This is a genomic window from Sessilibacter corallicola (assembly GCF_021290925.1).
Classification (GTDB): Bacteria; Pseudomonadota; Gammaproteobacteria; order Pseudomonadales; family Cellvibrionaceae; genus Sessilibacter; species Sessilibacter corallicola.
On the sequence record NZ_JAJSLX010000001.1, the window covers coordinates 1,439,538 to 1,457,395 of the forward strand.

16 protein-coding genes are annotated in these 17,858 nt (G+C 44.6%); 8 read left to right on the forward strand and 8 right to left on the reverse strand.

From position 1 onward, the window contains the following. Nucleotides 1-104 precede the first annotated feature (104 nt). The 6 genes from LU361_RS06005 (at nt 105) to LU361_RS06030 (ending at nt 7,309) form a co-directional block, all read left to right on the forward strand. A complete protein-coding gene (locus tag LU361_RS06005) occupies nt 105-1,244 on the forward strand; it encodes an efflux RND transporter periplasmic adaptor subunit (protein WP_233087909.1) in 1,140 nt (379 codons plus the stop codon). Continuing rightward, nucleotides 1,237-1,920, forward strand: coding sequence for an ABC transporter ATP-binding protein (locus tag LU361_RS06010; protein ID WP_233087910.1), 684 nt, complete (start codon nt 1,237-1,239; stop codon nt 1,918-1,920). Before LU361_RS06005 ends, LU361_RS06010 begins: the two co-directional genes overlap by 8 nt. Beyond that, on the forward strand, nt 1,907-3,115 hold the full coding sequence (locus tag LU361_RS06015; RefSeq protein ID WP_233087911.1) for an ABC transporter permease: 1,209 nt from the start codon (nt 1,907-1,909) through the stop codon (nt 3,113-3,115). Before LU361_RS06010 ends, LU361_RS06015 begins: the two co-directional genes overlap by 14 nt. Nucleotides 3,116-3,118: 3 nt before the next feature. Further along, nucleotides 3,119-4,315, forward strand: coding sequence for an ABC transporter permease (locus LU361_RS06020; protein WP_233087912.1), 1,197 nt, complete (start codon nt 3,119-3,121; stop codon nt 4,313-4,315). 93 nt (nt 4,316-4,408) lie between these two features. After that, entirely contained in the window at nt 4,409-5,425 is a 1,017-nt protein-coding gene (locus LU361_RS06025) for a hypothetical protein (RefSeq protein ID WP_233087913.1), read from the forward strand. A gap of 123 nt (nt 5,426-5,548) precedes the next feature. After that, nucleotides 5,549-7,309, forward strand: a complete 1,761-nt coding sequence (locus tag LU361_RS06030) for a DUF885 domain-containing protein (RefSeq protein ID WP_233087914.1) — start codon at nt 5,549-5,551, stop codon at nt 7,307-7,309. Between the two features lie 90 nt (nt 7,310-7,399). Here LU361_RS06030 and LU361_RS06035 read toward each other — a convergent pair whose 3' ends face one another. Beyond that, complete coding sequence (locus LU361_RS06035) at nt 7,400-7,813, reverse strand: hypothetical protein (protein WP_233087915.1); 414 nt, start codon at nt 7,811-7,813, stop codon at nt 7,400-7,402. 475 nt (nt 7,814-8,288) lie between these two features. On the opposite strand from LU361_RS06035, the gene rsd reads away from it, so the two are divergent. Both rsd and LU361_RS06045 read left to right on the forward strand, forming a co-directional pair. Next, on the forward strand, nt 8,289-8,771 hold the full coding sequence (rsd, locus tag LU361_RS06040) for a sigma D regulator (protein ID WP_233087916.1): 483 nt from the start codon (nt 8,289-8,291) through the stop codon (nt 8,769-8,771). 111 nt (nt 8,772-8,882) lie between these two features. Then, nucleotides 8,883-9,878, forward strand: coding sequence for a WD40 repeat domain-containing protein (locus tag LU361_RS06045; RefSeq protein ID WP_233087917.1), 996 nt, complete (start codon nt 8,883-8,885; stop codon nt 9,876-9,878). Here LU361_RS06045 and elbB read toward each other — a convergent pair. The 7 genes from elbB to rpoH all read right to left on the reverse strand — a co-directional run bounded on the left by elbB (nt 9,865) and on the right by rpoH (nt 17,784). Continuing rightward, entirely contained in the window at nt 9,865-10,521 is a 657-nt protein-coding gene (gene elbB, locus LU361_RS06050; protein WP_233087918.1) for an isoprenoid biosynthesis glyoxalase ElbB, read from the reverse strand. The genes LU361_RS06045 and elbB overlap by 14 nt on opposite strands. 57 nt (nt 10,522-10,578) lie before the next feature. Further along, the gene (locus tag LU361_RS06055) at nt 10,579-11,175 is read right to left on the reverse strand and encodes a hypothetical protein (RefSeq protein ID WP_233087919.1); all 597 of its coding nucleotides are present in this window, start codon (nt 11,173-11,175) and stop codon (nt 10,579-10,581) included. A 199-nt stretch (nt 11,176-11,374) separates the two neighbouring features. Continuing rightward, entirely contained in the window at nt 11,375-12,472 is a 1,098-nt protein-coding gene (locus LU361_RS06060) for a hypothetical protein (RefSeq protein ID WP_233087920.1), read from the reverse strand. Between the two features lie 328 nt (nt 12,473-12,800). Continuing rightward, on the reverse strand, nt 12,801-15,149 hold the full coding sequence (locus tag LU361_RS06065; protein WP_233087921.1) for a hypothetical protein: 2,349 nt from the start codon (nt 15,147-15,149) through the stop codon (nt 12,801-12,803). Between the two features lie 552 nt (nt 15,150-15,701). Beyond that, nucleotides 15,702-16,415, reverse strand: coding sequence for a tRNA (guanosine(46)-N7)-methyltransferase TrmB (gene trmB / locus LU361_RS06070; RefSeq protein WP_233087922.1), 714 nt, complete (start codon nt 16,413-16,415; stop codon nt 15,702-15,704). 31 nt (nt 16,416-16,446) lie between these two features. After that, a complete protein-coding gene (locus LU361_RS06075; protein WP_233087923.1) occupies nt 16,447-16,833 on the reverse strand; it encodes a DUF423 domain-containing protein in 387 nt (128 codons plus the stop codon). 96 nt (nt 16,834-16,929) lie between these two features. Beyond that, a complete protein-coding gene (gene rpoH, locus LU361_RS06080; RefSeq protein ID WP_233087924.1) occupies nt 16,930-17,784 on the reverse strand; it encodes an RNA polymerase sigma factor RpoH in 855 nt (284 codons plus the stop codon). Nucleotides 17,785-17,858: the final 74 nt, after the last annotated feature.

Consider the following 17,858-nt stretch of genomic DNA (forward strand, 5'->3'; position numbering starts at 1 on the left):
AGTTAATCAGAAACGTCTAATTCATTTGGATTGATTTACGTCAGTGGTTTGTTAATCGAATCAATCCAAAATAAAACCACACGTATCTTTCGCCATAATCTGATATGAGCAAATTTAAGATTTTACTCAGTGTCTGTGTTGTCCTGGTTGTTGGGCTTTTTGTTTGGCAGCCTTGGAGTGAAAAGTCCATCGGCGTTTGGCAAGTAACGGCCGAACTTGGCCCGGTGGAATCAACCGTTACCAACACCCGCGCAGGCACGATTAAAGCGTGCCGTCGCTCAAAATTATCGATGCCCGCCGGTGGTGTTGTCTCACGACTGGAAGTTACCGAAGGGCAGTACGTTGAACAAGGTGAATTGTTACTGGAGCTGTGGAATAAAGATAACGCCGCGTTAATTGCTCAAGCGCAAAGCTCGCTGAATATGCGCGAGAGCGAAAAAATAAGAATTTGCCTACAGGCCGATTTAAAACAGCGCGAAGCCAAACGCCAGAGTCAACTACTCGCGAAAAAACTGACGTCCATTGAAGAAGCCGACAACGCACGTACCACTGCGCAAATCGAACAAACTGCGTGTACAACGGCAGAACTTCAAGTTCAAATTGCGCGTTCTAATCTGGATTTACACACCGCCAATTTTGAACTCACACAATTGCGTGCGCCTTTCGCGGGTGTTGTTGCCGAAATAGAAGGCGAAATAGGGGAATACGTTACTCCGTCACCGCCGGGAATTTTAACCCCTGCTGCCGTAGATTTAATTGACCTCTCTTGCCTGTACGTTTCCGCGCCCATTGATGAAATCGACGCGGCCAGTGTTCGGGTTGGGCAAAAAGCAACAATCACATTGGATGCCTACCGCAATCGCGAATTACCCGGCACCGTCAGCCGAATTGCGCCTTATGTATTGGATCTCGAAAAGCAGGCGCGCACAGTAGCGGTGGAGGTACAGATCGATGAATTACCCCCGGAGGTGAAACTCTTAGTGGGCTACAGTGCCGATATCAGCGTAATTTTAGCGCGCAAAGAAAATCAACTTCGCCTGCCCACAGAAACCATTTCGCTCGACCAAAAAGTATGGCGCATCAACGCTGACAATCGATTAGAACAAGTCTCCATTGTTACGGGGTTGAGTAATTGGTCGTTCACGGAAGTGGTCGAAGGGCTCAACGCTGGCGATCAAATTGTCAGAAACCCCGACGCCGACAATATTACAGACGGCCAATTGGTTTCGATTAACAATGATTAAATTAATCGATATCTGCAAAACATTCGTTCTGGGTGATCAACCCATTAACGCCTTAGACAAAATCAATTTAGACATTCATTCCGGCGAATACCTTTCTGTTATGGGGCCTTCCGGTTCCGGTAAATCAACCTTATTAAATGTGCTGGGCTTATTGGATTCACCGGATTCTGGGCAATATCTTTTAGACGGCATAGACACCAAAAATCGCAGCGAAGCAGAACTCGCAAAATTGCGCAGTGAAAAAATTGGTTTTGTCTTTCAGGCTTATCATTTAGTGCCACGATTAAACAGTCGGGAAAATATAGAACTGCCGATGATGTTGGCCGGTGTGAATGCCAAACAGCGCCGACAATTATCCACGGTTGCTCTGGAGCGATTGGGCATTGCCGATCGAGCACTGCACCTGCCCAATCAATTGTCCGGCGGCCAGCGCCAACGCGTTGCCTTAGCGCGCGCGATTGTGCGCAAACCGGAGATAGTCCTCGCCGACGAACCAACAGGAAATCTCGACAGCCACTCAGGCAAAGAAGTGGTCGATTTGCTGGAACAACTCAACAACGAGGGCATTACCTTAATGGTAGTGACTCACGATTCTGAATTAGGTGCGCGCGCGAAACGCCAATTACAGATGGTCGATGGCAACATCGTACAAGACAAACGTCATGAGCCTTGTTGATTATTTAAGGTTTACTTGGATCAGCATCAGCCGCCACAAATTTCGCAGCAGCATGATTATTGTTGCCATCGCTTTTGCCTTGAGTTCGGTTATTTCGTTAACGGCATTGGGGGAAGCCGCGAAATATTACGTACTCAATCAATTTTCGTATTTAGGCTCAGACACGTTAATTATGTACCCCGGACGCAACGAAACTACTGGCGGAATGCCACCGATTACCGGCGTTGCCGCACGTGATATTACCCTTGATGACATTTATTTTTTACAACGAAAATTATCGGCCATTAATGCGGTCGCACCGTTAATTATTGGCAGCGCAGAAATCTCCTCAGACTCTCGCGCCCGCGAAACCCTTCTTATTGGCACCACCAACACGTTTATCGATATTCAAAAAATCACCCTGTCGCAAGGGCGTAACTTGATCATCAATGATATTCGCCGAGCCGACGGTCAATGCTTAATAGGAGAAACGCTGCGCAAAGAATTATTCAGTACCAATCCAGTGATTGGGGAAAATTTAAGAATCGCGGATTATCGCTGCCGTGTTGTCGGAGAGCTGCAAGGGCGGGGCGACGCCTTTGGTATGGATTTAAGCGATAGTGTAATTATTCCGGTGGCATCGGCGCAAAGGGTTTTTAACATCGAAGGTTTATTCCGAGTACTCATACAAATAAAAGCCAATGCCAACCTTGAACAGACCAAGCAGCAGATTCTCGCCACCATGACAGAACTGCACCAGGGCGAACAAGACGTAACCTTAGTCAGCCCAGATGCGATTTTATCGACCTTCGATGACATCATTTCAGCACTGACGTTAGCGATTGGCGCCATTGCTTCGATCAGTTTGCTGGTTGCCGGACTGCTGATTATGAATATCACGCTGATCAGTATTGGCCAGCGCACGCGCGAAATCGGCTTGCTCAAAGCACTCGGCGCTTCGGCTCGGCAAATCATGACGTTATTTCTGTTGGAATCTGCGTTAACCAGCGGCATTGGCGCGTGTTTGGGATTATTAATCAGCTTGGTGTTTATCGCCGCCGCCAACGGTTTTGTGACTAGCACTGAGTTTACCGTTCCTGTGTGGGTATTTTTTGCCGCCGTATTCACCGCACTGGCAACCAGTCTTATTTTTTCATGGGTGCCGGCAAAAAGGGCCAGCCGACTGGCCGCTGTCACCGCTATTCAAAAGGTGTAAAACGTGAATTTAATCGACGGTTTTACCTGGATCACCCGATCGGTTTTAAGCGCAAAACAACGCAGTGTGTTGACCGTTGCTGGTATCGCAATTGGAATTACTGCGGTTGCATTATTAACGTCGGTGGGTGAAGGACTCAGGCATTACCTGCTCGACAGTTTCTCGCAATTTGGCACTCGCATTATCGCGGTCACTCCTGGAAAAAGCAGCACTCAAGGCATGCCTGGCGTATTGAACTCGGTAAAGCCTCTGAGTATTGATGACGCTGAATCCTTAAGGAAATTGCCCTACGTAACCGCCGTTGTTGCCATTGTCAATGGCACCGGTAAGGTCGAAGCCGATCAATTCAGTCGCGATACAAATATTTTTGGCGTTAGCTCAGATGCCGATAAAGCCTGGAAAATTAATGTCTCGCAAGGGCGTTTTCTACCGGCAGACGATCCTCATTCATCACGAGCTTACGCGGTATTAGGCAGCAAATTAAAACAAGAATTGTTTGGCGACCGACCGGTATTGGGAGAATTTGTCCGAGTTGGTGGTACGCGTTTTCGCATTATTGGCGTTATGGAATCAAAAGGCCAACTGTTGGGTTTTGACTTGGATGACATTATCTATATTCCTGTCGCCCGAGGTCTGCAATTGTTTGATCGCGAAAGCTTGATGGAAATTGATATTGTCTTTGATGAATTTACCAATAGCACCAACATGAGTGATCGTATTACACGGCAATTAGTGTCTTTACACGGGATTGAAGACTTTACCCTATTTACTCAAGAAGACATGCTATCAACCCTGGATGATATTCTTCGATTCATTACCTTAGCGGTGGCCAGCATTGGTGGAATTTCTTTATTTGTCGGCGGTGTCGGCGTAGTGACAATCATGATGACATCACTGCAAGAGCGCGCCAGCGAAATAGGCTTACTCAGCGCCTTGGGTTCCACCCGGCAGCAAATTTTAAGTTTGTTTTTAGGCGAAGCTGTTGTACTTTCTTGCTCGGGTGGACTAATCGGAATAGTCACTGCGCTCGGTATTGTGTTTACGTTAAATGTTACTTTGCCGAACTTACCTTTATCGATAAACGTATTTTATTTGTTGTTGGCGCTATTGTTATCGTTGATTATTGGCTTGATTGCCGGAATTCTTCCAGCCTTAAAAGCGTCTCGATTGAACCCTATTGAAACTTTGCGTAACGAATAATTTACGCGCATTGGCTTATAGGGAACCAAATACCAGCCCTAGCGGTCTTTTCGATGTTGATTCTAAAAATTCATCATCAAAAAGGTGTTTTCCTTGCAAGCGGTATACGAACAGGAATGTTTGGATTCTAACAACACCCTATTTTCTAACCGGAAATTATGGTATTGCTTGAGTGCCAGTTTTGTTCTTCACGCCGCTGCATTTATTTATATTTCAGAAAAATACACCAACCATAGAACCCCATCCGTTACCGAAAAATCCGTTGTTATTAATATCAACATACAAACCAATAGCGTAAAAACTGAAAGCTCGGCAACAGAATCATCACAAGCGCACGACAATAACTCAACGTCAGAAGATACAATCGTAGAGCCAAAACAAACAAGAAAAACAGTCGCCGCTCATACAACGCCAACAAAAACCGAAACAACGAATCCAATCGAAAACACCACTGAAACTCAATCAGAAAAAACACCCGAAAAAATACCGACACCAGAATTTAATTACTCCGAGCAAATCAGCCGTGCTGTTGAGTTGGAACAATCTGCAAGCACCGACAATTTAACCTTTCGTCCATTTAATTCCTGTACTGACCAAGAAAGAAAATCCGGCGTCGTCAATTGCTCAGATTTTTCTAATTTAGCAATTCAACCTGAGTCAGATCGCCTGCCCATTAATTCGAAACATTTGATCGTTAAAAATTTTGAATTAAACCAGGTCGATTTTAAAAAACGAGTTCAATTAATTGAGCACCTTTCACTGATTGAATCTTTATCGAACAACCCAAGTATTGATAAATCGGTATTGATCGAACACAGACGCAAACTCACCCAAGAGATAAATTCAATTGATGATCAACAAACTCGATTCGGGCTACTCAAAATTCCAATCATTGCCGGCCAAATTATCGCACATGAACTCAAGCAAGAAGGGTACTACGACAGCGCCAAAAATCGACCTAAATTAATAATCGATCACAAAGAAGAATCTTCTCAAGAAGCCATTACTGCACCCGGCGCTGATAGACAAAATACGGATTCACCCAATAATCCAGTAGATACCCCAGCCAATACGCCGGTAAGTGTACCGGAGAGGCCAGACTCACCTTAACTGTTCATGTCAGCGAGAGTATTTCGGAAAAAGTATTTCGGAAACTGTCGATGAAATTATGCGGCAGGCGAGGTTTTATCCGTCGTATCAAGCATTAATATTTCAGTTTGATGAGTGGATACCATGAACAGTAAATTTTATCTAACGTGTTGGTTAGCCTGTGTGCTAGCGTCAGTGCAGTATGCCCATGCTGGAGCAGCAGACAAAAAATTCGAGCGAATACTCGACGACCACTGGCAGTATTCCTTGCAGGAAAGCCCGTTCACAGCATCCTCAGAAGGCGATAAGCGCTACAACAGACAATTACCAAAGACATCGTTGGCCGATTTGGCCCGCAGAGCCGAGCAATCAGAAAAATTCTTGCAGCGCCTTAATAAAATAAAGGTTAAAAAATTAAGTGCCAGTAACCAACTCAATCTTCAACTTCTAAAACAAGATTTGGAGTACCAGGTAAAACGCCACGACGTTAAATACGATTTGATCAACTTAACCAATCGCGGCGGCATCCATTTGGATTACCTTTATTCCATGAATCGTTTGGCGTTGTTTACCGAGCAAGATTATCGGGATTACATCGAAAGAATTCGCGCTTTCCCTGAGTATTTATCAGGCCATGTAGAAGTCATGCGCGAGGCAATCAAACACGGCTTCACTCACGCCTGCGAATCCATGCAGGGCTATGAGACGTCTATTAGCGCTCACATTGTCGATGCAGCAAGTGACAGCTCGTTGTATCAGCCTTTTAATAGCCTTCCCGACAGACTCAGTGAGGACACCCGTTCTCAACTTAAAGCCGAAGCTCAAGCGGCAATCTCCGATCAATTTATTCCGCCACTCAAACAGCTTTACCAGGTTTATACCGAAGAGTATCACCCTGCATGCCAGCAAAATCCAGGGATTCGTCACTGGCAAAATGGCGATGAAATTTATAAATCTCGCGTTGCGCAATTCACCACCACCGATTTAACGCCACAAGAAATTCATAACCTTGGCCTGTCGGAAGTGAAAAGAATTAATCGCGAAATGCAGCAGGCGGTTAAAGACGCGAAATTTCACGGCGATGTACAGGAATTTATCGATTACCTTCGCACCGACCCAAGATTCTATCCAAAAACGCCGGAAGAGTTAGTGTCGGTTGTCAGTACCATTTCGAAAAAGATGGACGGTTTTATGCCCCAGCTGTTTGGCAAATTACCGAGACAACCCTACGGCATTGAAGAAGTGCCTGCCGATATTGCCGAAAAAACCACAATTGCCTATTACGCACCTGGCGCCTCTGACGGCACCAGAGCTGGCTTTTATTTTATCAACACGTCTAAATTAGAATCTCGACCGTTGTACACAATGGAAGCGCTTACACTGCACGAAGCGGTTCCGGGCCATCACTTACAAATTGCCTTGAGTTTGGAGTCGGAAATTCCTGATTTTCGCCGACAAGTGAATTACACAGTATTTATCGAAGGTTGGGGTTTGTACGCTGAACGCTTGGGCTTGGAAGTAGGATTTTATCAAGACCCTTACAGTAACTTTGGCCGTTTAAGTTACGAAATGTGGCGAGCGCTGCGTTTAGTGGTTGATACGGGTATTCATTCTCTGGGTTGGAGCCGCCAGCAAGCCATTGACTTTATGGCAGAAAATTCTGCGTTAAGCTTGCACAACATCACTTCCGAGGTAGACCGCTACATCACTTGGCCCGGCCAAGCCTTGGCATACAAAATTGGCGAATTAAAAATCCGTGAATTAAGAGCAAAAGCCGAACAAGAACTGAAAGAAGACTTTGATTTAAGAGCCTTCCACGATGAAATTCTCAGTCACGGCGCAATTCCGTTATCGGTATTAGAAACTCTGGTAAATCAATGGATTGAAGACAGTCAATCTTCTTAAGATTGCTAAAAATAAGTGGCTGGTGCGAATTAACAATTCTACAAACGATTCGAACCAGCTTACTTGTACCAACCAATGATTTAACAACTGTTAACAATCAAATCCGCAATCGATAACGTCAATTGATGTTTTCATCCAACCTTCTAGCTTGCTTTTCTGAGTTTGAAACCAAGCTAATCCCGCTTCCGAAAATTCACCAATTTCTAATAATCTTACGAGTTGATTAGCATTCGTATTTTTAATCTCAAGTGAAATCCAACCCGGTCCTTTTGCGCGCCGAAAATACAACAATTTTGTCTCTAGTATTTCATGGATGGGAATTTCAACTGCTTTTTCTTTTAGGAAAAACTTTACCCAGGCATCATGAGTTTCGACCACAAGATGCCTCTTCAACAATTTGCTACATTCCGCCCGCTCAGAAGCATTTATGGGTCGCGCCCAAGATGATCGCTCATCGAGAATTAACGTGTCACTAGAGGGTAATAAAATATTATGAGTAGGCATGATAACTCCACCGGATCAACGAGCCTTGTGTGATCCAAACTTTAAAAACACTTATCATTGTAATATTACTCGTCTGGCATTCTTTTATATCAAAAAGTAAATATTCATGTACCCAAATAAATACACTTTAAGAATCTCTACTTTTATTACAAGCAATATTGAAGGCTCGGCCAATGCTAACTCTTTTTTATTGATGCGTGCTATTAACTCAGAACGATATATAGAAATCGAAAATTGTTATTAACCGAATTCAGGCAATTAATTCAGTTGGTGAGTTTATTGCTCAACCTTCTGTGAACGACAGAATCTCGCCTATATTTCAAATTAAAGTATGGACGACTCGGTTTTATGGGAAACAATTTTAAAACCGGTTTTTCTTGCTCTATAAAGTGAGATAATCTATCGTCAAGCTTACAAGGTGCGCCTTTACAACGAGCACTTAATTTAGATTGATTGATAAAACTAAGGATGTCCCATGTTAGATGATTGCCGCACAGCCCAGGAGCGTTGGGGTGGTGTTAACGAATTGATAGATCGCTGGTTGGCAGAGCGCCAGGAGCTGTTGGTCATATTCTGCGGTTTATCAGGCGTCAAATCCTTTCAAGACAATGATCCAGAATACGGTCCTAAACTTCGCAAGCTGTGCCAATTGTTGGTTGATTATGTCTCGGCCGGTCACTTTGAAGTTTATGACAACTTGATTCAAGAAGGACGCCAATTCGATGACACCGAAGGCTTAAAAAAAGCGGCAGAATTTTACCAAATCGTCGACTCTACTACCGAGTCACTGTTGGACTTTAACGATAAGTACGTTGAAATCGATGATCTGGGCGCACTTGTCAGCGACTTATCTCATATGGGAGAAATGCTCGCTAACCGTTTTGAAGCCGAAGATAAAATGATCGATATTCTTCACAACGCGCACAAGAACGAAGTGTTCGAAATCGAAAACAAATAGCCCTCACTCTTTATCCCTTCTCTGAGCCCGCTATTCCTTGTGGGCTCAAGAATTTCTTTACTTATTTTCATTCCTGCCGAATAAGCTAACACTCCTTGTGGAATTTAGCGTATGTACTCGACCCAAATTCGGCGTCATCGCACTTGCCTGATCATTGGATTAGTCACGGCTTTGTGCGGCTGTGAAGTCAGTAAAGGCCCGTCATCAAGTTTCGAAATCGCCAGCAAAGGTACCTACAGTGCGTCCTACGATGCGACCGGGCAGCACTTGGTGATCGGCTCGATCTATCACGGCGGTAGCCTCTGGGATAAGCGAGGCGAGCGACTGTTTAATTGGAATCACAAAGCCAAAGAAGCGTCTGTCATTATTGCTACGTCAATTTCCCACAACGGCAAATGGGCAGCGACTGCGGAAAAAAGTGCGTTTGCTATTTGGTCGTTGGAATCGGGACAGGCCACGGCTTATGTTGCCACTCCGGGCGATGTTCTCGATATCGCATTGAGCGCCAACGGTAACCTATTATTAGTTGGGTTAACCAACAATGCCGCATTGCTCTACCAAACCCGCACGCAGCGAGTGGTAAGAACATTTCAGCATCGCAATACCGTACGTACGGTGGCATTAAGTGCCGATGGCCGATTCGCGCTGACAGGCTCTGAGGACAGAACCGCTATTTTGTGGGATGTAAATTCAGGGAAGTCGCTTGTCACCAAGGAACACGAAGATGACGTTCAACAAGTGGCAATCAGTGACAATGGCGAACTCGCGATGAGTGCCGCTCAGTACGACAAAGCCATTGTCTGGCGTACCAACACAGGTAAAGAACTTGGCCAATTGCCGTTAGGAGCACAGCGATTAGCCCGTGGCACTCGTTTTACTGCCGCCCGATTCAGCGCCGATGGCAATCGTCTGCTCACCGGCCAACCCAATCGTTTGGTGCAGTTGTGGGACGTGAACTCTTTAAAACTCTTAGACAAATGGGAGCTTCCCAAACGCAACGCCTGGAAGCCCACCAGCGCCTCCGTTCAAGCCGTGGCCTTCACCTCAAAAAACAGCTTTCATGCGGTTGGCTCGAACGGATTTGCCCACAAACTTACGCGAGACTGAGCACCGAACTCACTAACTTATCGATGCCCGTTTTGGCTTCGACCATGTTCGAGGCCAACATGTAAGCAGGTGTGGTCACGAGCTTCTTGTCCTCATCAACGTGGAAACTGGTTACTTCACAATCGACATGCTTGGCGCCAGTTGCGTTCACAGCGGCTGCCGTTTCTGGATCAGTGCCAATCGTACACTCGGCGCCTTCGCCGCAAATGGCTGCGGTCATGGTCGGTGAAATACAAATCAAACCGATGGGTTTACCAGCATCGTGAAAGCTTTTTGCCAAGGCTAAAAAGTCGGGATTGACCGTCAAACCGCTGCCAGCGACCGCAAAGTCGGACAAATTTTTCGCAGCACCAAAACCGCCAGGCACAATCAACGCGTCAAATTCTTCGACATTTGCCTGGGCAATATCCAAGACATTGCCGCGCATAATGCGTGCAGATTCAACCAACACATTGCGAGTTTCACCGTCGGCGACCTCACCGGTTAGGTGATTGACCACGTGCATTTGATCGCAATTTGGTGCAAACGCCTGCACCTCAGCACCAGCCTCTGCTAAGGCTAACAGCGTGAAAACCGACTCGTGAATTTCAGAACCATCGTAAACACCACTACCCGATAAAACGACCGCTACTTTCTTCGACATAACGAAACTCCCAGATTTGCTGTGTTAGGGCTCAACGGCACTAACATGAGCGTGTTGTTAACTGTTTGCACGAGTCTGGCTTTCGATGGTGAAGCTCAACTCGTGAATACTTTTCTCAAGGCGTTGCAGCTCATCAATCTGTTGATTGACTGACTGTACAAAGTCACTGGAAAAGCCGGAAAAATCGGTCTTCATTGCTTTTTTCGCGCTTTTGCGTAACGCCTCAACGGATTCAATCGTCTCGCGACTGCGCTTTTGCAGGCTCTCAACAGAGCGCGTTAATTCGGCCAAACCAAAACCGTTTACCGCCTGAAAACCACCTTTTCGCTCAAGCGTACTCAGCCAAATATTGCCGCGGCGTTTAAACGTACGATTCTGTTTTTTCAGCATACTCACTTGAGCGCCAAGCTGTGACACCAACGCTTTCGCATCCGTTCTAGAAGTAGTGCTGGGTTCTGAAAATTGTCGCAGCAGTTTTTCACTGGAACGCAATTCATCACGTAAATTGCCAGTGCTATTGATAAAAATATCCTGGCGTTTAAAACCCAGAGATTCAACCGACCAAAAATAACCGGTTTCACAGCCAGCGAGAGTAAACATCAGGCCTACAACTAACAGCCGAGAGAAAAAAGAACCGCCCCAATGGCTAATCATTTGTTAACTTCCTTAAGCCCTTAAAAAATTTCGATTAGTTTAACGCGGGAGGATTTGCAAACAAAGTGACGTGTTTGGGTAGCAAAAAGCAAGAGCGTGTCGTTCAACACAAAAAATTATGGCAGGTGTGGCAAAAGGAAGCTCCAGAATATTGGGAATTTCCTTTTAACCACCAAAAATGAACGGGAATAACCGTAATTTAAAACACCGGAATCGAAACATTCATACTCAAACCCAGAGTATGCGCTTGTTCTACGTCGGTCGAATCGGCGATCAGTTTTAATGAGAAATACTTGCTGGTAAACGCCAGGTCAAAGGCTTCGGTTTCAAATTGATAACCGCTGGCGATACCCCATCCACCCCAATTTGCCTGCCAAGCCAAACGCGAATAAACGTATTCTTCAACGTGATCAATTTGGGCCGACACGCTCATTACATTGGTCATTTGGTGATTGACGACCAACTTGCCACGCTGGGGAAGGGTTTGGGTGAAATCGCGAAAACCTTCTCGTCCCGATAAGACGGGAATGGAATCTAATCGGCCTTCGTCATCAAAAGTAACAGTGTTGGTGTTAGCTCGCGCTTGAGTGAACGTTACGTCGTCCCAATAGATTTCGGAATAGTAATCTTTTAGGTAAGCGTTTAAGGTCCAGTTTTTGGCGATTTGCCACTGCGCGGCAATATCGAGACTGAAGCCTTCACCGGATATAGATTCTTGCTCGCGATCGAGCAAAATATCTTCTTCGTAAATGTAATCCAGTACCAATTCACCTTCATAATCGCCATCTTCATTGGCAATAATTTCACCGCGCAAAAAACCACGCGTTGCCGCATCGGCTTTTAAATAATTCAGGCGCGGTGTAATGGTTAAAGAGGGCGTAACGACAAATTGATAACCCACGCCAATACCTTCGGCCTCAATATGATTGGGTTCGATATTAACGTTGTAGGTTCGGTTAATCGGAAAGGGGAGGTCGTTGCTGTCTCGGTAAAATAATTCGACGGTATCTGAATTGAATTCTAATAAATAATCGTAGCGCGTAAATACGCCCACTTGCCATTTGCCAAAATTTGCACCGATTTCGGCTTGGTTAAACGTAAACGCCACTTCTCCAGAATCCGGTTCTGGCCCTTCAAAGTTATCAATGAGTTGATCGATCGGTGCCGGTTCACTGTAACTGAAGCTGTCAACGGATACATAAATGTCGTTAGTGTTTTTTTCAGCGCTGGCGCTAAGAGGCAAGAGTGCAGCGAATGAGAAAAATAACCAAGGGCGATAAAAGTGCGAGTTTCGCATAGGAGTTACCGTAAATATAGGAGTTACCGTAAATAACAAGGGTGGTATTTCAGCAAAGAAAACTTGATTCAGCGAGTGCGGCTACATCATTCATTTCATCGACCAATTTGATTAATAATTTAATAATCGATGCATTGGCGAGAAAACTGAGATTTTACGATATGAACGCCTAGACGAACGCTTAGATAATTCCATTTACCTTGCAGTTTTTTATTGATTTACGTGCGGGTATTTTCGTTAAAATTTTCCACCTTGGATAAAATCAACGCCGCATTTACAAACAAGGGGCGCATTAAGCGCCCCTAATATCTTCAAAGCAAGATTTTACTTAAAGTGACTCAAAGGTTCCATCTGTGTAATTAATCAGTACTAGACCGTTATCTTGTTCTTCGATGATCGCGAACACGGTGCCATCTAGACTGATTGAACCGGCAATGTCGGTTTCAGGGTCGGCCGTTTCAGACAAGGTAATGGTAACGCCGTCTTGGTTTTGAATCATGACGCTGCGCAACGCATCTTCTTCGGTCGGCTCGCTGTAGCTGACAACGAATTGATTTTCTAAGTAGCTAACGCTTGCTGTTACATCGGCAGCTTCAATGTCGGTACGCTCACCAGAAACAATCACTGCTACGTCGTTATCAATACCGTCGATATCAAGGCTGAAACCTAAACCGAAGCTGATTTCTACAAAGTTATCTGCGGTCTCATCGAAACACTCTTCCATGACCATGAATTCGCCGGTTGTTACTGACGTGGTTTCAGTTTCAACACAGTTAAATTCAACACCTCGGGCATCGGCAGAAATTTGCAAAGAAGCGGTTAGGCTTTCACCTGCTTGATCAGTAAACTCACCTGACAAACCAAAGGTAACTTCGCCTGCAGTTAGTGACTCTTCAAATTCATTAATTAATGCAGAACCAGTTTCGCCAAAGAGACCAGAACCAAAGAAGTCAGTTTCTTCAGACGCGATTTCATCGGCAACAAAGGTGAGGTTACCATCGAAAGAAACTGGATTGTCGGCGGTTAATTCGCTAATGATTACGTTGAGGTCTAATGCAACGTCGGTAGCTTCTAGTTCGCTGATGAATTCATCACCGAAAACATCCATACCGTCTTGCTCAGAAGAAATGAGACCGTTGTCGGTATCGGTTGCCACTAACACAATGGCAATGTCGCCAGACTCAACTTCAACTTCAATTCTGTCGGTAATGGTTGCAGAACCGGTCACTGAGAAATCAACGTCTGCGTTGGTTTCTTCAACAGTGACAACATTGACTGAACTGCCGTCGTCGGCAACTTCTTCGCTGACCATTTCGGTAATTGTGCTACCGGCATCGGTTGCGATCAATTCAACGTCAACATCAACGGTCATTCCGCTTGAAGTTTCCACCGGAATCATGTCTTCAACGGTGTAAACACCTTCGGAGATCACAACGTTAATGTTGCCATCGGCAAACTCAACAGCTTGCTCATCAACCAGCTCAACAAACTCAACCGCGCGTCCAATGGCTTCGGCAGCAACTGATAACGCCTCTAATGCGTAAATGGCATCGTCACCGGCAACCGCTTCTGCAAGTTCCAAACGATCGATAAACACTTCCGTATCGGTAAGATCAACACCGTTCACCAAATCACGAAGATCACCAACGGTGTCTTGTACGATTTCTAGGTCTGAGTTGTCGCCGTTATCAGATGAATCGCCTTCGGTAGGATCAGTTGAACCATCGGCCGCGATCATTTCTTGGGTTTCAATGAGTGTTTGCAGCGTGTTCAAACTAACATCAACACCTGCGTCCATCGCAACGGTTTCAATGCTATCGACAACATCGCTCGCGAAGCCAAGAATGTCTTCTAAGGTAATGCCAGCGGCACCGTCCATTTCGGTATCGGCAACACCGCCATTATCAACGTATTGATTAGCGAACGCTTGTACAGCGTCGGCAATGCTTGCGGTGTTGTCATCGCCTAACACCGCTTCAACGATGGCTGCGTTGTACAGGTTGTATTGCAAAGTGAATTGATCAGCAGAAGCAACTTCATCAGGGTCAGTGACATCAACTACTGAGAATTGCGTTACATCACCGGCCAAACCAAAACGATCTGCAACGCTGGTGTTGGCGTTTGCGATAGCATCTAAAATGTCGGTCTCGCTGCCCATAGAGAAATTATTTAACGCTAATTCTGAGGCAACAGAAGATAGAGGAGTGACTGCAATATCGGGAGAAGTGTCATCAACTTCAGGAAGTACGGCATTAAGTTCTAATTCATTGAGAACAAAAGTATCGCCAAAGTTTACGCCATCACCGCAACCAGCTGCGATGTCACAAACCATTGATGTGGAAGAGTCGTTAGCAGCGCTGATAACAACCGCGATTGGGCCACCGTCGTAATTGGTTAATTCAAGATTTTCGTAACGGCCTGAGTCGTTGGTAACGCCACTGCCTAAAACTGTGCTTTCGTCGATTGAACCACTGACAATTGGGTGAACATTAACAACACCACCAATCACGATACCTTTAGCGGCATCACCTGAAATAGTTACGGTTGTAGTAGGATCATCACTACTACCGCCGCCACCTCCACCGCCGCCGCCACAGGCGCCTAATAACATGGCTGACATTGATAACGAACAAGCAACAAAAATTTTCTTTTTGCTGAATCGGTTTAATCCTTCCATTAAATTCACTCCTAATTTATAGCGAGATATTCCCTGGCATCCTAAAAAAAGGGCGCCGACTATCTTACATACCGGTTAATATTCCCAAGGTGTTAAGGGAGTCTTTTAGGTATAGAACACGTAAGAGGTGTCGCCCAGTATGTGAGAAAAAAATATAGTCTACGGGCGATTTATAATGGAATAGATATAAGAATTGTTAAGAAAATAAAATTCTTGAGAAGCGAAAAATTAAACACTTGTTAGTGTCTAAAAATTGTTTTTTATTTTTTTCACACTTTTTAATTAGTTTTTGGTTATTTATTAATTTAAAAACAGCATTAATATTTTTGGGTTTATGAAGTTGTGTAACCTTATGTTTTGTTAATGTTAATTTTTGAATTTACACAAAAGTTGTGTAAAAAACTGTACAAAAATAACGTTAATTTAATACACAACTTTATAGTTTTTAACTGCTGATTTATAAACCCATACGATCAATTATTTTTCAATATTATACGCATTTAAATAACGATTTAATGACAACCCGTTATCTAAAATAAACATTGATCAATATCATTCGCTTTCACTTTTTTTAAAAATAATATCCCAAACCCCATGACCCAATCTTTCACCACGGCGCTCAAATTTTGTTATCGGACGGTGATCAGGTCGCGGGCAATAATCGCCATCGCTGGCTGTATTCACAATTTTTGGCTCTTGATTTAACACTTCAATCATGTGTTCGGCATATTCCTGCCAATCCGTTGCAAAGTGATAGCAACCATTTGATTTGATTTTGGTTAACGTTGTTGTGATAAAAGTCGGCTGAATAATTCTGCGTTTATTGTGTTTTTTCTTATGCCAAGGATCGGGGAAAAATACTTGCAGTCGATCGACGGATAAATTGGGAATACATTCTGTTAGAACGTCATTAGCGTCAGCCATGTAGACTTTTAAGTTGGTAATTTTTTCTTTGTAGGCGTTGTTAATCAAACGGCCAACACCGGGAGGGTGTACTTCAATTCCGATAAAGTTTTTTTCTGGTTCGTTTTTGCACATTTCCAATAACGAATCCCCCATACCAAAACCGACTTCAACAACTAATGGCGCTTGGCGCCCAAAAACTTGTTCGGGGTTTATTTCACCATCGAATAAACTCATTCCAAATTCTTTCCACGCGAGGTCAAATGCTTTGCGTTGGCCGTCGGTCATTCTTCCAGCGCGAATGACAAAACTGCGAATGGATTTATCGTTAAATTCTGGTTTGATTGGAAATTCTTCGGACATAGGATTTAAAACTGATCGATAAAAAATTAAATTACTGTTGTGTCGGAATTTTCACAACAAGATGCACAACTAAACACAGCCAACCGGCCATAAAACACAAACCGCCCAGAGGGGTAATGGGGCCAAATAATTTAGAACCGCCAAAGGTCAGCGCGTACAAACTGCCTGAAAAAAACAGGGTTCCAACAATAAACAACCATCCGCTAATAATACTCAGACGGCCGCCTAAATTAATAAAGCCAAGTACGGCAACAAAGGCGAGCGCAAACACGTGATAAAACTGATATTGCACCGCTGTTTGGTAGGCATCGAATAAGTGCGGCGGTACTTTGCCTTTTAACCCATGTGCACCAAACGCCCCCAAACCCACGGCTAAAAAACCACTCATTGCCGCAACTACTGCAAATAATTTAGGCATATTCAGAGTTTCCTCGCGCTTGATGATATTAGGGCCTTGCCCACAAAAAAAGCCGTGCAATGCACGGCTTTTTAATGATTAAACCAGATCGTGCAACTAGGCTTCGATCATAGCTCGCACTTTTTTCATGGCGTTCTTTTCAAGCTGCCGAATTCTCTCAGCAGAAACACCGTACTGAGCAGCCAGCTCATGCAGTGTTGATTTATCTTCATTCAACCAACGTTGCTGCAAAATATCTTTACTGCGGTCATCTAACTGGCTAATGGCTTTTTCTAGATTGTTGGTACTGTTTTGTTCCCAATCAGCATCTTCAAGCTGAACAGCAGGGTTGTAACGAGTATCTTCTAGATAGTTAGATGGCGCTTGGAATGCAGTTTCATCGTCGTCATCAGCACCGGCATCGAATCCCATGTCTGTGCTGGCCAACCGGCCTTCCATTTCTCGAACGTGTTTAACTTCTACGTTGAGATCTTCCGCAACCGCTTTCGCTTCTTCGTTGGTCAACCAAGCCAGACGCTTTTTAGCGCCGCGCAAGTTGAAGAACAATTTACGTTGCGCTTTGGTGGTCGCAACTTTAACGATACGCCAATTGCGAAGAATGTATTCGTGAATTTCTGCTTTGATCCAGTGAACGGCAAAAGACACCAGACGCACCCCTTTTTCAGGGTTGAAGCGTTTAACGGCCTTCATTAAGCCGACGTTACCTTCTTGAACCAAATCAGATTGGTTTAAACCATAACCACTGTATGACTTAGCAATGTGTACTACAAAACGCAGGTGCGCCATCACCAAGCGACGTGCCGCCTCTAGGTTTTCTTCGTAGTACAGCTTCTCTGCCAATTCTTTTTCTTCCTCGGCAGAGAGGACTGAGAAGTTGTTTACGGCCTGAATATACGAGTTCAGATTTTGCCCTGGGGCTAGAATCTGTACAGGCTGTAAGTTGGTTCCCATGTATGCCTCCAAAATTAGTGGGAGAAGAATATTATCATCGCGTATTTAGAACACCAAGCTTTGGATAGTTCAAT